Annotated in this window: 16 protein-coding genes; 4 read left to right on the top strand and 12 right to left on the bottom strand. The window is 52.9% G+C overall.

The window, feature by feature from the left end; genetic code table 11:
• Nucleotides 1-57: 57 nt before the first annotated feature.
• From nifA to nifB, 3 genes are all read right to left on the bottom strand, one after another.
• Complete coding sequence (nifA, locus tag P304_RS0105390; protein WP_027389699.1) at nt 58-1,677, bottom strand: nif-specific transcriptional activator NifA; 1,620 nt, start codon at nt 1,675-1,677, stop codon at nt 58-60.
• A 140-nt stretch (nt 1,678-1,817) separates the two neighbouring features.
• Nucleotides 1,818-2,105, bottom strand: coding sequence for a hypothetical protein (locus P304_RS0105385; protein WP_027389698.1), 288 nt, complete (start codon nt 2,103-2,105; stop codon nt 1,818-1,820).
• 20 nt (nt 2,106-2,125) lie between these two features.
• Nucleotides 2,126-3,082 (bottom strand): nitrogenase cofactor biosynthesis protein NifB, encoded by a 957-nt coding sequence (gene nifB, locus P304_RS14220; RefSeq protein WP_051321438.1) that lies wholly within the window; start codon nt 3,080-3,082, stop codon nt 2,126-2,128.
• A 285-nt stretch (nt 3,083-3,367) separates the two neighbouring features.
• Between nifB and nifV the strand changes: the two genes are divergently transcribed.
• Entirely contained in the window at nt 3,368-4,483 is a 1,116-nt protein-coding gene (gene nifV, locus P304_RS0105375) for a homocitrate synthase (protein WP_027389697.1), read from the top strand.
• A gap of 91 nt (nt 4,484-4,574) precedes the next feature.
• Here nifV and thiD read toward each other — a convergent pair whose 3' ends face one another.
• From thiD to lpxK, 7 genes are all read right to left on the bottom strand, one after another.
• Complete coding sequence (gene thiD, locus P304_RS0105370) at nt 4,575-5,384, bottom strand: bifunctional hydroxymethylpyrimidine kinase/phosphomethylpyrimidine kinase (RefSeq protein WP_027389696.1); 810 nt, start codon at nt 5,382-5,384, stop codon at nt 4,575-4,577.
• Between the two features lie 21 nt (nt 5,385-5,405).
• A complete protein-coding gene (locus P304_RS0105365) occupies nt 5,406-5,933 on the bottom strand; it encodes a 3-isopropylmalate dehydratase small subunit (protein WP_027389695.1) in 528 nt (175 codons plus the stop codon).
• Nucleotides 5,933-7,231, bottom strand: a complete 1,299-nt coding sequence (locus P304_RS0105360; protein WP_027389694.1) for a 3-isopropylmalate dehydratase large subunit — start codon at nt 7,229-7,231, stop codon at nt 5,933-5,935. The genes P304_RS0105365 and P304_RS0105360 overlap by 1 nt, the downstream gene beginning before the upstream one ends.
• A gap of 75 nt (nt 7,232-7,306) precedes the next feature.
• Nucleotides 7,307-7,660 carry a PilZ domain-containing protein gene (locus P304_RS0105355; RefSeq protein WP_027389693.1) on the bottom strand — a complete coding sequence of 118 codons (354 nt, stop codon included), beginning with the start codon at nt 7,658-7,660 and terminating at the stop codon, nt 7,307-7,309.
• Complete coding sequence (locus tag P304_RS14215; protein ID WP_034764205.1) at nt 7,657-8,463, bottom strand: FRG domain-containing protein; 807 nt, start codon at nt 8,461-8,463, stop codon at nt 7,657-7,659. Before P304_RS14215 ends, P304_RS0105355 begins: the two co-directional genes overlap by 4 nt.
• 83 nt (nt 8,464-8,546) lie before the next feature.
• On the bottom strand, nt 8,547-9,401 hold the full coding sequence (locus tag P304_RS0105345) for a lysophospholipid acyltransferase family protein (protein WP_160165016.1): 855 nt from the start codon (nt 9,399-9,401) through the stop codon (nt 8,547-8,549).
• On the bottom strand, nt 9,295-10,473 hold the full coding sequence (gene lpxK, locus P304_RS16055; RefSeq protein ID WP_051321437.1) for a tetraacyldisaccharide 4'-kinase: 1,179 nt from the start codon (nt 10,471-10,473) through the stop codon (nt 9,295-9,297). The genes P304_RS0105345 and lpxK overlap by 107 nt, the downstream gene beginning before the upstream one ends.
• Before the next feature lie 21 nt (nt 10,474-10,494).
• Here lpxK and P304_RS17020 point away from each other — a divergent pair, with 21 nt between their 5' ends.
• From P304_RS17020 to cbiM, 3 genes are read left to right on the top strand one after another with little or no spacing between them, the layout of a single operon-like run.
• On the top strand, nt 10,495-10,641 hold the full coding sequence (locus P304_RS17020; RefSeq protein ID WP_160165014.1) for a hypothetical protein: 147 nt from the start codon (nt 10,495-10,497) through the stop codon (nt 10,639-10,641).
• Complete coding sequence (locus P304_RS0105330; RefSeq protein ID WP_027389691.1) at nt 10,638-11,069, top strand: hypothetical protein; 432 nt, start codon at nt 10,638-10,640, stop codon at nt 11,067-11,069. The genes P304_RS17020 and P304_RS0105330 overlap by 4 nt, the downstream gene beginning before the upstream one ends.
• On the top strand, nt 11,069-11,707 hold the full coding sequence (gene cbiM, locus P304_RS0105325) for a cobalt transporter CbiM (protein WP_027389690.1): 639 nt from the start codon (nt 11,069-11,071) through the stop codon (nt 11,705-11,707). The genes P304_RS0105330 and cbiM overlap by 1 nt, the downstream gene beginning before the upstream one ends.
• 32 nt (nt 11,708-11,739) lie before the next feature.
• On the opposite strand, the gene P304_RS0105320 is transcribed toward cbiM, so the two are convergent.
• Both P304_RS0105320 and P304_RS0105315 read right to left on the bottom strand, forming a co-directional pair.
• Nucleotides 11,740-12,540: an alkaline phosphatase family protein gene (locus P304_RS0105320; RefSeq protein WP_027389689.1), complete on the bottom strand. Its 801-nt coding sequence runs from the start codon at nt 12,538-12,540 to the stop codon at nt 11,740-11,742.
• 24 nt (nt 12,541-12,564) lie between these two features.
• Nucleotides 12,565-13,203 carry a DUF4405 domain-containing protein gene (locus tag P304_RS0105315; RefSeq protein ID WP_027389688.1) on the bottom strand — a complete coding sequence of 213 codons (639 nt, stop codon included), beginning with the start codon at nt 13,201-13,203 and terminating at the stop codon, nt 12,565-12,567.
• Nucleotides 13,204-13,424: the final 221 nt, after the last annotated feature.

Below are 13,424 nucleotides of genomic sequence, written 5' to 3'. Positions count from 1 at the left end.
TTGCGTTGGTATGCGACAAAAATAGCACCAATAGTACGAGGAGGCAATCGCCAGTCTTTAGAAGCGTTTCACTTCGATGGAGTATTTTTGAATCCGGTATCGCAGTTGGCGGACGGTTATACCTAGGGTGCGGGCGGCTTTGGCTTGCACGTACCCTGAGCGGCGCAGGGCGAGGCTGACCGCTTCTATTTCGTCACCTTGTTCAAAGCGCATCCGCTCATGGTTTGGCTCGCTATGATCAACTTTTTTAGCAGCACTGATGGCATTACTGTGCTTTAGAGTTGCCACCTGCGGCGCGATGGCATCATTCGTGGCATGGCCGATAATCTGCGAAGGGCATGGTTCGTGTCGGCCACAGAGCAGGTCGGCAGTGCGGATGATGTTATCGGTAGCATTGAGAGCAGCGCGCTCCAAGCAGTTTTCCAGTTCGCGAATATTGCCCGGCCAGCAGCAGCGGCTCAGCGGTGCAAAGAGTTGTGGCGCGATCTTGAGCTGCATTTCGTAGGTGTTGTTAATTTTATCGACGATATGTTGGGCAAGTAGGGGAATATCTTCGCGCCGTTCGCGCAGTGGGGGGAGTTCGATGATCAGGACGTTGAGGCGATAGTAGAGGTCGAGCCGGAAGGTTTTTTCTTGCACCATGGTTTCCAGTGGCTTATGGGTGGCAGCGATGACGCGGACATCAACGGGGATCACTTCGTTACCACCGACGCGTTCCAGTGATTTTTCCTGAAGGACGCGCAGCAGCTTGCTTTGCGCATCGAGCGGCATATCCCCGATTTCGTCGAGAAAAAGTGTGCCGCCGTCAGCGAGTTCAAACTTCCCTTTGCGACGCGCTAAGGCTCCCGTAAACGCCCCTTTTTCATGCCCGAATAATTCCGCTTCCAAGAGTTCTTTGGGGATAGCCGCGCAGTTAATGGCAACAAACGGTTTGTGGGAGCGGGCAGAGTTATAATGAATAGTTTTTGCGACCACCTCTTTGCCGGTGCCTGATTCGCCGCGTATCAGGCAGTTGGAGCGGCTGCGCGACATGAGTTGAATCTGCTCGAACACTTTGCGCATGTTTTTGCCGCGCCCAATGAGTCCGCTCATACGGAAGCGCCCGAGTACTTCCTGACTGAGGCGGTCGCGCTCGGCGCCGATTTGTTGCCATTCATGGGTGATAAAATTTGACTTGCGTAAAAACGAGGCAATCAACGTTGCGATCATTTTTAGCATGTCAAACTCTGTTGAATAGCTGAAAATTTCGGCAGTTGGTTTGTCGACAGTCAAAACGCCGTACTCATTGGAGCCTTCTTTGATTGGAACTGCCAAGAAGCTGAGTTTTTCGTCGCTCATTTCGCGTTCGACGCGGTTTAAAAAGCCTGGTTCGTCGGAAATATCGGGAACAAGAATCGACATGCCGTGGCGGAATGCTTTACCGACCACCCCTTCGTTCAAGCGGTAGCGTAGCGCGCCGATCATATTCGTTGAAAGGCCAACGGAAGCTTTCAGCGTAAGTTCACGCGTTTCATCGTCGTAAAGCATAATCATGGCGCGTCGCATATTCAGGTTATTGCAGACAATGCTGAGAACGCCTTGCATAGTTGTTGAGCATTGGTAATTCGATGAGAGCACTTTGCTGACTTCATACACTGTTTCGAGTGCCAGCTTGTAGTAATTACTGCGTGTTTCCATGGTTTCACCTTTCTGAAGTGCCGTGTCGTTACGAAACTGCAATGAGTGAACCGAAACTCGCATCGTATTATTCATGAGATAGTTACGTACATGATTGTTCGCTCTGTGACAGTGGTGGTGTCGCTATTGTGACAATTCGCTTAGAAACTGTGCACTTTGTCGTGAGCGACGGAGCATTCCAGCACTTGGTGGTTGCGCGCAAAGAGGCGAAAGTACTCGCTGGCATCGCGAAAAAGGGTGACGCTTTTCCCTTCAATCAGGCAGTAAATGTCGCGGTTTAACTCGACGCCGGCGCGGAAGGCTTCGCCTGTGGTGAGCATCATGTGGATCAGTCGTTTGCCTGAACGGACAGTAACGCTCGCCATGGCATGGCCTACGCTTAAATCTTCAACGGTGCCGCGAATAAGGTGATGGTTGTGCATTTTCATGGTCATTTCTCCCTTTGTGATTATCCGGCGATCTTCTGATCGCCTTGTTTTTTGCAGCCACCATGGGCGGCGGGTTGGTTGAGCGTAATATCTTTTCCCAGCATGCCGATGGCATCGGCACGGCACTGTTTGCAGTGGCTCATCACGCGATCCGCCCCGCCCATAATAACCCCGCAGGCTTTGCGGACGGCCACAATCTCTTGATGTTGCGGTTCGCGAATCCCCATTTCGCCAAAAACGGTTCCGTGTTCCGGTTGACAAATCAGTGGGATGATATTGTGGATGAAGACGCCAGCGGCTTTAATCGTGCTGGCGACGTTGGGGATATCGGTGTCGTTAATGCCAGGAATCATAACCGTGTTGACTTTGACGAGTACTCCAGCGGCGGTGAGGCGGCGAATGCCAGCGAGTTGCCGTTCGTGTAAGAGCGCTGCGCCTTCTTCGCCGTGCAAGGTGATAGTGCCATCTTTGACCCAACGGTAGATGTCAGCACCAATCGCTGGATTGATGGTATTCATGGTAACGGTAACGTGGCCGAACTTCTGGGCAATGACTTCATCCGCCAGCTCTGGCAGAGCGAGGCCGTTGGTGCTCAGGCAAAGGATGAGATCCGGGTTCAGGCTTCGTACCATGCTGGCGGTGGCAAAGACCTCTTCGGGGTTGGCGAGGGCATCACCGGGGCCGGCAAAGCCGACAACGCTGAGGTTTGGTACTTGCTCCATCGTCATTTTCAGACGTTCGATGGCGGCTTGTGGCGAGAGAATGGAGCTGGTGACGCCGGGGCGCGATTCGTTGGAGCAGTCGTACTTATGATTGCAGTAGTTGCACTGAATATTGCAGCGCGGCGCTACCGGCAGGTGGATGCGCGCAAATTTGGTGTGCGCTGATTTACAGTAACAGGGGTGTTTTTCTATCTGAGCGCGAATCCGCTGGTGCTCGGCAATCGCGGCGGCATCTTGTGGGAGAACTGGCTGCATGGAAACCTCCAATGGGTAACAGGATGCGAAGCAGTAGAGCAACGGCAATGCCATCTGGCTTACGCCTTTTTATTATCGTAGTTTGCTGGTCGCTGGATGGATCTCTGTCGTGGACGCGAGGCTGACAATGGCGTTGTTCGTGTCAGCATTGTCAGTTTATTGACATGACATGTTGGATATGTCGTAATTGAATTTCCTGTAACGTAGTCTATCTAGGTAGGATAGCTCGTGGCATGGGGATTGTATTGTCTTTCCATAAGAACTCGTTCACCAAGGAGAGATGGTATGGGTCCGGTCACTATCGACGATACAACGCTCCGCGATGGGGCACAAACCCCAGGCGTAGCTTTCAGCCTTGCCGATAAACTTGAAATTGCGCGTCGCCTTGATGCGATTGGCGTGGAAGAGATCGAAGCAGGTATTCCCGTGATGGGTGATGATGAGCAGGAAGCCTTTCGCGCGTTGACTGATTTGGGGTTGAAAGCGAGACTGCTCGCATGGAATCGCGCGGTTATCAGTGATATTCGAGCGTCACTCGATGCTGGCGCGACCTCGGTGGAGATATCCCTGCCGCTTTCAGAAATTCAAATATCGTCGAAACTTGGGAAAACACCGCCGTGGGTGATTGACCAACTGCGGCGCGTACTCGATTTTTGTGCGACGAAAAATCTGTATGTTTCCGTTGGCGGAGAGGATGCGTCTCGGGCACCGCTTGACTTTGTCATTGCGTATGCTAAGGCCGCCAAGGAGCACGGTGCAGCGCGCTTTCGCTATTGCGATACCGTCGGTATTCTCGATCCGTTCTCTACCTATGATGCGGTGAAGAGTTTGATTGCCGAATCAGGGCTGGCGGTCGAAATTCACACGCATAACGACTTTGGTTTGGCGGGAGCCAATGCGCTGGCGGCAGTGAAAGCCGGAGCGACGCACATCAATACCACTGTTATTGGCTTGGGTGAACGGGCGGGAAATGCGCCACTCGAAGAGATTATTATGGCGCTTCGCTACGTGTATCAGCAGCCCGTAACGTACAATACTGCTGATCTGCGCTCGTTAGCACAGTATGTGGCGGCGGCTTCTGGCCGGACGATAGAGCCGTATCGCCCGGTGATTGGCGAACTGATGTTTACGCACGAATCAGGTATCCACGCCGATGGCGTCCTGAAAAATCCAGCGAACTATGAGCCATTTCCACCGGAAGTGCTCGGGATGCAGCGCCATATTGTGGTGGGATCGCACAGCGGAACGCAGGGAGTGATTCATCGACTGCATCAGCGGGGGGTTGTTGCGGATCGCCATTCGGTGAATGGAATTATGCCGCAGATCCGCCGCTTGGCAAATGAACGCAAGCGGGCGTTAAGCGACGATGAGCTGTGCGAACTGTATGAGGCGTCGCTGTAGGGCAAAGGGAACTCTTCAGGGTATCACTCAGTCATTTCGAACGAGCGAAGCGAGGAGAAATCTAATGACGGGATGCGATACTGAATAGTTGCTATCTCCTATGCAGATGATGTAGCAACGGCCCGTGCCCTTTACCAACACTGTGTTCGGCAGATATTCCCAGCAGGGCATCGACGAATGTTACCGCCGCACTCACCGCTTCGCTCAGGTGCCGCCCGCGGGCCAGTCCGGCGGTGATGGCGGCGGCCAGTGTGCAGCCGGTGCCATGGGTGTTTTTGGTTTGATAGCGTGGATGGCGGAAGTGATGGGTGGCAATCGCCCCATCAGCGGTGCGTTCCAGTAATGTGTCCGTAACGGTATGACCGGTTTCGTCCCAGTGGCCGCCTTTAATCAGGATGCCGCGCAGTTCGGGGAATCGCTGCAGCACTCGGTAGCCCGCTTCGGTTGAGTTGGGGATATCTGGGGCAAGGAGTTTGAGTTCGTGTGCGTTCGGGGTGACGAGAGTCGCCTGGGCGATCACGCACTGGCATAGGGCATCGCGGGCGGCTTCGTTAAGCAACGGATAGCCACTCGTGGAAACCATGACGGGATCGCAGACAATGTTGGGCTTTCCGTCGATAACACGACCGACCGCTTCCACAATGTCAGTATTACCAAGCATACCAGTTTTCAATGCCCCAACGGAGAGATCATCGAATACCATCTGCGCCTGTGCGGCGACGAATTCGCCGGGGAGCATCATGGCATCAGCGACCGCTTGGGTGTTTTGCACGGTTAAACAGGTTGGCACTGCCGCGCCATAGACGCGGAGTGCCAGAAATGTTTTGAGATCAGCCTGAATGCCGGCTCCCCCCGAAGGGTCGGAACCGGCGATAGTAAGGGCTATGGGGATGGGATTCACGCGGCGGGTCTCGTCCGTCGCTTAGTATTTGGCGTCGGCGTATTCAACCCAACCGCCAGCACGGACGAGGGCTTCGTCAAACGGGCTGAGGGTGAAGTCGATGACGGTTTCTTTGCCGCCGCCACTGACGCACATTTTTTTGCTGTCGATGTCAATCGCGAGAGCGCTTCCGGCTACGCTTGCGTAGGCAAAAATGGCATCGATATCGGCTTTTGGGAGTTCGATAGCCAGCATGCCGCCGTTGAACATATTCTGACGGAAGATGCGGGCGTACCCTTCGGCAATGACCGCCGTAATGTCGTTCACTTCAAAGACCCACGGGGCGTGTTCGCGCGACGATCCGCAGCCAAAATTTTTGCGGGTTACAATGACGCGTGCCTGCTTGGTAGCTTCCCCTTTTTGGTCGAAGCCGGGGAGTTTGAGGTCTTCCAGAATGTACGGCTTCAGTGCTTCTTTGGTCAGTTCGGTCAGGTATTTTGCGGGGATAATTTCGTCGGTGTTGATGTCGTCCCGATCAAGGAACAGGACTGGGCCGCCAAATGTTTTCATCAGTTCACACTCTCTGCAAGAAGTTTACGGGGATCGGTGAGGTAGCCGGTAACGGCGGAAGCGGCGGCGGAGGCGGGGCTCATTAAATGCACCATGCCCCCTTTGCCCATGCGACCATTGAAGTTGCGGTTGGTGGTGGAAGCGCAGACTTCGCCTTCGGCCAGTACGCCGTTACTCATCCCAAGGCAGGCTCCGCAGGTGGGGTTGGTAACGCAGAATCCTGCTTCCATAAAGATATCGATGATCCCTTCCTTGTTGGCTTGCTTGAAGATATCAGGGGTAGCTGGGGAAACAATGCCGCGCACGTGGTCGGCGAGTTTGCGCCCTTTGAGGATGGATGCGGCTTGGCGCAGATCTTCGATCCGTCCGTTGGTGCAAGAACCGATATAGATTTGGTCGACACGGCGGTCGCCAAGTTCGGCAATCGGAACAACGCAGTCCGGCTTAAATTGGTCGGTACACATTGGCTGGAGGGTAGAGGCATCGACGTCGAGTGTTTTTTCGTACGCCGCATCGGTATCAGGAAGCCACTTGGTGAAGGCTTCGAGTGCGGCTTGCTTGGAGGCATATTCGCTTTTGATGAACGGCCAGAGGTATTCTACTGTGACCATGTCAGGAGCGCAGATACCGCTGGTCGCTCCAGCTTCGACGGCCATGTTGCAGAGTGTCATGCGCGATTCCATCGACAGTCCTGCAACAACTGTCCCGCCAAATTCGACAACCATGTCGGTTGCGCCATTCACGGTGATGCGGCGGATAATGTCAAGGATGATGTCTTTGGCATACACGCCGACGGGCAGGGTGCCGCTGACGTTGATGCGGAAGGTTTTTGGTTCGCGGAAGGCGCACACCCCTTTGAGGATACCAACTTCGAGATCGGTGGTGCCGACACCAGCGGCAAAGGCGCCGAAAGCGCCGTGGGTACAGGTGTGGCTATCGCCCATGATAATGGTGTAGCCGGGGCGAACGAACCCTTTTTCGGGGAAGATGGCGTGGCAGACGCCGTTATTGCCGATGTCAAAGAAGTCCTTGATCTGGTGCTGACGCGCCCAATCGCGCAGGATTTTCCCTTGCATGGCGGTTTTCGAATCTTTGGCGGGGGTGACGTGGTCGATGACGGCTTTGATTTTGCTAGCGTCGAACACGCGATCTTTGCCGCGCGCTTTGAGGTCGTCAATAGCAATCGGGGTCGTAATTTCGTGGCAGAATACGGCATCAAGCGAAAGAACTTTGGTTCCGGGAAATGGCTCGTCGCGCAAGTGGGCGGCGAAAATTTTCTGGGCGATGGTTTGTCCCATGCGTTACTCCTGAACAGAATTTGGGTGAATACTACTGGTGGCGCGGTACACAAGTCAAGCGGTGGAGTGCCGATGTTATCTATGAAAGGGATAGACGCCAACAAGGCGGGTGATTTCGCGCTGTACGGCGGCGGGTGGGTCAATTAATTGGTAGCCGGTTACCCACAGGTTGGGGTTGATATCGGGGCGCGACCACATCGCTTTGCCGCGAACCATCACAATCCATGGCTCGTCACTTCCTTCTTCGGGTGGTGCCTGAATGTAGCCATCTAAAATCGTTTCGCGCGGAATCTGCGTGTCGTGAACCAGCATAATGCCGTGCGTCGTCAAGTCGACCACTCGCCCGTGGAGCTCGCCCGTTTCGCTGTCATATACCGGTAGGTAAAAGAGCAGGTTCCAGCGTTTCTGACTGCGGATATCTCGTTTCATGTTTTTACCTCGGTAAAAGTGTGTTTCGGGCTGTAATGCCTTTTCAGCCACGAGCTGAGTCCATCCATTCCCGGAAAGAGCACTCTTTCGGTAATGTTTGACTGGTCGAGTTTATCGCGAATTTCCCACTTTAATTCAGCGGGAATAATAATTTTACGCCAGATGTCGGGATAGTCTGCCAGCCATTCGTCAAAAATTGCGTCGATACGCCACATCAGCGAAAAGAAGGCAAATTGGTTGACGATTCTGTCGTCTATCGAAGGGGGTTCAAAAAACAGGGCAAAGTCGTTTTTGCTCAGTGCAGCAAATTCCTCCATGGATCCCAACTCGGCACTGAGCATTTCAACGGTAAAGACATTCGCACCCTCTTTCGAAAGGATTGATATCAGCGATTCTGGAATAAGCTGATGTACTTTTACGTAGTTGACGGCCCATATTGCTCCATCAGTATGGAATCGCTCAATATTGGCAGTGGCAAAATGGAGCGCGATCAGGGGCGAATAGGTCCAATCCAGCAGGCGAGTGGGAAGTCCGTAGTGTTGTGCAACGGAAAGCCAGTGCCACAGCGAATCGCGTTGCACCATCGAGCGGTGCGCGTATTTGCGAAAGTTGCGTAGCAAGTGTTGCTCGAGGATTTCGTAGGAACCACCGAGGCGTTGTAGTGTGGTGTATAATGGGTAAGAGGCGTCGGAAAGGCCACGAAAGGCGTAACGCGAGCGAAAGCGACCGAGTTGCTCGCTCCAGGAGTCAGCGAAGAGTTGATCTTGTAGCTCGTTCCAACTACTTACCCGGTAGACATTCACGTTACACCTGCTTGTTTCGGAGTTCTTTCGTGCAAGGGATTTGGCAGTAGCATATCAGAATATACGCTGCTGAGTGATACTTTTTACGGCTGCATTTCCTGTTCGCTCAGCTCTTGACTATGTTTCCAGCGGCGGTGTACCCAAAACCATTGTTCTTTATAACGGCGAATAAACGCTTCGATTATTGTAGTAAGCTCCTGTGAATCGCGTTGCTGGTCACCAGTGATACGAGTAGGCGGGCAGTAGGTGACCAGTTCGGTTCCATCAGGCTCGCGCCCGATAAAACAGCATACAACGGCGGCGCCAGTTTTCTGCGCCAGCAGTGTTACGACCGGAACTGCTGTGACGGGGCGGCCAAAAAACTGCACCGGAACGGCTTGGTCAGGATGGAGGGCTTGGTCGATTAAAATACCAAGATCGTGACCGCTGCGGAGCGATTTAAGCATCTGACGTAAGCCGTTTTGCTTGTCAATAACCGATCCGGCCTGGCCACGCATTTCGCGGACGAAACGGTCAGCGCCATCGTTATCAAGTTTGCGCCCGACAATATCAAAACCCACCTGAGCATGGAGTGAATGCAGGAGAGCGAGTTTTTCCCAATTTCCCAGATGAGCCGTCACCAGAATCACACGTCCGGCATTGTGACGCGCTTGCTGGTAGTGTTCCCACCCTTCGACCCGCGCCGCATGTTGGAAATTATGTGGTGTTATCAGTGGCAGGCGGAAACATTCGGCAAGCATGCCACCGAGATGGGCGTAGACTTCGGGAGTGAAGTCCGTGTCGTATCCGGCACAACGAATATTCTCCTCGGCAATTGCACGATGGCGGCGATTACAGGTGTAGGCGATTTTCCCCATCATCCGTCCCAGCGAAAGTGCTGTTTTGGCGGGAAGGAGCCGAAAGAGGCTGGCGATTATTTTGAGTGAAAAATAGGTCAATGCGTTTTTCAAGGGAATCAAGAACCTCGTGTACATTGATAGGGATTGGCTCCAACTCTGCGACATGCACCAACGAACGGAGCTGCGCAGGAATCTTCACGAAATCTTTTACGGTAGTTACCACGGGAAGCCCGTGTGAGGCAAGTTCCTCGATAACTGCGGCGGGAATTGGGTGGTGATCCAACCCTTCCCAGGTTTTTTCGATAATAAATCCTGCTTGTCGCAGTGCTTGCTGAAATTGCCGATTGTCGCCCAGTGCGCTGGCACACGCGATGGCGCAGCCTGTTGGGAGCGCAAGGCGTAAGGCGAAATGAAATGCGGGGTGCGCACCGGTATACTCCAGCGGAACTCGTGTTAAGAGTGCGGTATCGGCACGCTGCTGTTGTGAAGGGAATTCACGCAACGTGCCGCTGGGAATCGGCCATCCATTGCCGTATGGTGTGGTTGCGTCCAGCAAAAGGCACTCAAAATCTTTGTGCAGTGCATGATTACTAAAAGCGTCGTCAAGAATCACCACGTCTATTTCCTGCGTTGCAAGGTAGCGCGCCCCATCGAAACGGTTGCGGCTCACAACGACTGTTGCGCCAGAGCGTAGCGCCAACAGCAGTGGCTCGTCGCCTCCAACTTCCCAAGTCGTTTCAGGGGTAATTACGGCAAAAGGGGTTTTATATTTCCCACCGTAGCCGCGCGAAAGAATCGCTACCTTGAACCCCTTTGCCTGCAAATGTTGCGCAAAAAAAAGTGTCAGAGGGGTTTTGCCGGTGCCGCCAGCGACGAGATTGCCAATGGCAACGGTAAAAAAGGGGAAGTGCTTGGGGCGAGCTACATGGTAGCGAAGCCAACTGACGGTAGGATAGATCCACGCCAGCGGCAGGAGTAGGACGCGAGGAATGCGCCACAGACCCGTACCATAGAGATACTGGTGGAGTGAGAATTGACAGAGTATATTACGCAATTGATGATCCTTCGTATTGCGCGGTAATCGGTAGAACTGAGCACCAGCGCAGGTATGTATGACTTGTGATGGACGCAATGTTCGTATAAAAATACCACGTATACGAACCAGAAACATTCTAAACCATTCGGAGGCTCCATGAAAACAGGTTCTCGTCGCGCTTTTTCACTCCTTCTCGGTTTTACTCCGTTTGTCAGCGCAACGAATGAAATGCAAACCGTTTCACGGCGCGGACGGCATGTTGGAGACGTTGGCGAAGGATATTGTGACGTCGAATGTCAATGAAACACGCGCTTCGTACGCTTTTGGTAGTGATAATTGCTGTTTTCTCCGCGCAGGCTCATGGCGTGGTAACACGGGTAGTGACCAGTACGGGTGTCACCGTGAGTGCACGTTACGACGACGCTACCCCAATCGCTCACGCGCAAGTGAACGTATACGCACCTGACAATCCTCGCACACCGTGGCTGCGCGGTACTACCAATGATTCTGGCGAATTTCGCTTCGTGCCGGATCATACCATCGTCGGCCAGTGGGGGGTGCAGATTCGCCAAGCAGGGCATGGTGCTATGGTGCACGTTGAAATTGGCTCCCAGCAGAACATAACCGTAACAAGTAACGAGCTTTCATCCTTGCAAAAAGGGGTGATGGTGTTGTGCGTTGTGTGGGGTTCCATCGGCACGGCGCTCTACTTTAAGCGGCGGAGCGCCTGATGCACATACCTGATGGACTTCTTCCTCTTCCCGCAGTTCTTGGCGGATTTGTGGCTACAGGTATTGCTACGTGGTACGCGCTCAGGCAGATCAATCGTTCCTCCAATCCTCGTGCCGGAATACCAAAAGCCGCTCTGCTCAGTGCCGCTTTTTTTGTTTTGAGCTCCATCGCTATCCCTATCCCTCCCGCCAGCGTTCACCTGACGCTTTGCGGTATGCTTGGCGTGTTGTTGGGTGTGTATGCGGTTCCGGCAATCCTTATCGGTCTCTTTCTTCAAGCCATACTATTCGGGCATGGTGGCATTACAACATTGGGAGTGAACGGAATCATGCTCGGTGCTCCGGCGCTCATAGCCATGATGCTCTTTCGGATAGGAACCGCGAAATGTCAGTCAGAAAGGTGCGCGCTGATTATTGGTGGATTTGCTGGAGCGCTTGGAGCTGCATTGGCGGTGCTGATTTTTGCAGGGATTGTTATCGGTTTTCTTCCTGCAGCACTTCATGGCAGCACCGAGCGTACGGCGATAACGTTTTTTATGATGGCTCATGCACCGCTGATTATTGCCGAAGGGGTCGTGACTGGACTCTTGATCGTTTTTCTGCGCCGCGTGCATCCTCAGTTATTGCAGGGTTCATAGTGGAAAAGCTCTTGCCAGAGCTGCTGGAACGCCTATTTTGGCGGCAGCACGCACTGCCGTAGGAGGCTTTCGATAGTTGATGCGAGCATGGTGACATGAAATATTTTATCAGTCACGTGTGAGGTGTTGCACGTGTCGCTCCATGCGATCAGCGGGAGCTTGTCGTCTTCAGGATGGTCAGAGCCGTGAATTTTGCCGTGTCCAGCATGGTCGCTGGTGACAATCAAAAGAAAGTTTTTTCGTGCTGCCAAACTATCAATAAGTGTCTTGAGTTCTTTGTCAATAAAGCGGAGTACTTCGTTGTAGCCTGGTGAAAGCCAACCGGTCACCGGCCCTTGCCAATCTAGGCCGCTGATGTGCACGAAGGCAAAGGCATGTGCATTTTTTGCGAGAAACCGCTCGGCATGACCCTGAGCGTCATCTGGGCTGAGAGCCGCACTATCGACAGCACGGCTCTGCAAGTAGCCTAATTTTGGCTTGCTATAATAGAAGGCGGTTGCCATCCCCTTGCTTTTCGCCCAATCGAAAATCGTTGATCCGGCAATAGTCGGCTCGCCCGGCTTCCAGTCATTGTTTTGCCGCTGTTCATGGCCAGTTATCATGGCGCTGTGCGCAATGAGTGTTTTTGGTGGCTGCGTGCTGGTGCCACGTAGCGTGTAGTGGCCGCGCTGCATAATATCCACAAGATGCGGGCTATTCTCTTTGGTAAGAGCATTGGGATGAAGCGCATCGATAGAAACAACAACAACTTGCATCGGCGGCATTGGTGAAGCCGACAGTGCGTTTATAGACAAAAACACGTTCAGGCATATGGCAAAAATAATCAGATACATGCAGTTCTCCCGGTAGAGTGCGTGTTACTCGTACGCGCGGTCATCATTGGCGATCTGGTCAAAGATGTGCGCGGGTGTCTTTCCCGACTGCTGTGCAAGATCCGCAAGCGTCGTGTCAGGTGTTACTTCAGGAAACCCTGATTCTTGTAGAAGAAGTAAGACCGATTTTGTTTTAAATCCCATCTTCTGGCTAAGCGATTTCATTGAGGCAAGCTCGGCATGGCCGAACGGGGGATTCTGCTTTTCGCCTTGATACCAAAGTCCTTTTGTGTATTCGCCAAAATGCATTATTGCACCGAATGGTTGATACTGCACGATGGAGCCATGTATGACTATCAGTGTCAAAACAACCGCAATTACCAGCTCTTTCGTCAGGGTGAATGAGCGCGAAATGCGGTCTTTTAGGTACGCCATAAGCACGTTCCAGTTATAAAAGAGATGAAACAGAAGCAGCACGAAAAAGAAGAAACTTGGGATCGTATGCAAGCTTCCCCATTCGCTTTTGCTCAAACCAAACAAGCTCCAACCATTCCAGTCCGCCAAGCGACCTGCAGGGACGACATACAATACAAAGCCTGAAACGAGCGAGACGAGTGCGCAAAAGCCCAAAAAAAGCGAAGTGAAACGGCGCATAAGGAATGTGGAAGCTGGTCTGTTCGACATGGAGCACCTCATAGGTTAAAATTGGAACATTGTACATCGTGTAAAGCGCATCAAGCGGGCAGCTGCGGCGCTAGGATTCACTATTTTTAGTTTAATGGTTAAAATGCAAAAAGTCAGCCAATCGTTTGTGAAACATTCCATGTGAGCACCAGCGGGATGTATACCGTGGGTTTTGTTGAGCGTGAAGTGGTGATGCTGTGGGTAAACTTTGCGCACGATGG

Origin of the sequence: Chrysiogenes arsenatis DSM 11915 (genome assembly GCF_000469585.1) — a bacterium.
Lineage (GTDB): Bacteria > Chrysiogenota > Chrysiogenetes > Chrysiogenales > Chrysiogenaceae > Chrysiogenes > Chrysiogenes arsenatis.
Note: the sequence above shows the minus strand (reverse complement) of the source record. Positions and strands in the feature narration are given on the sequence as shown.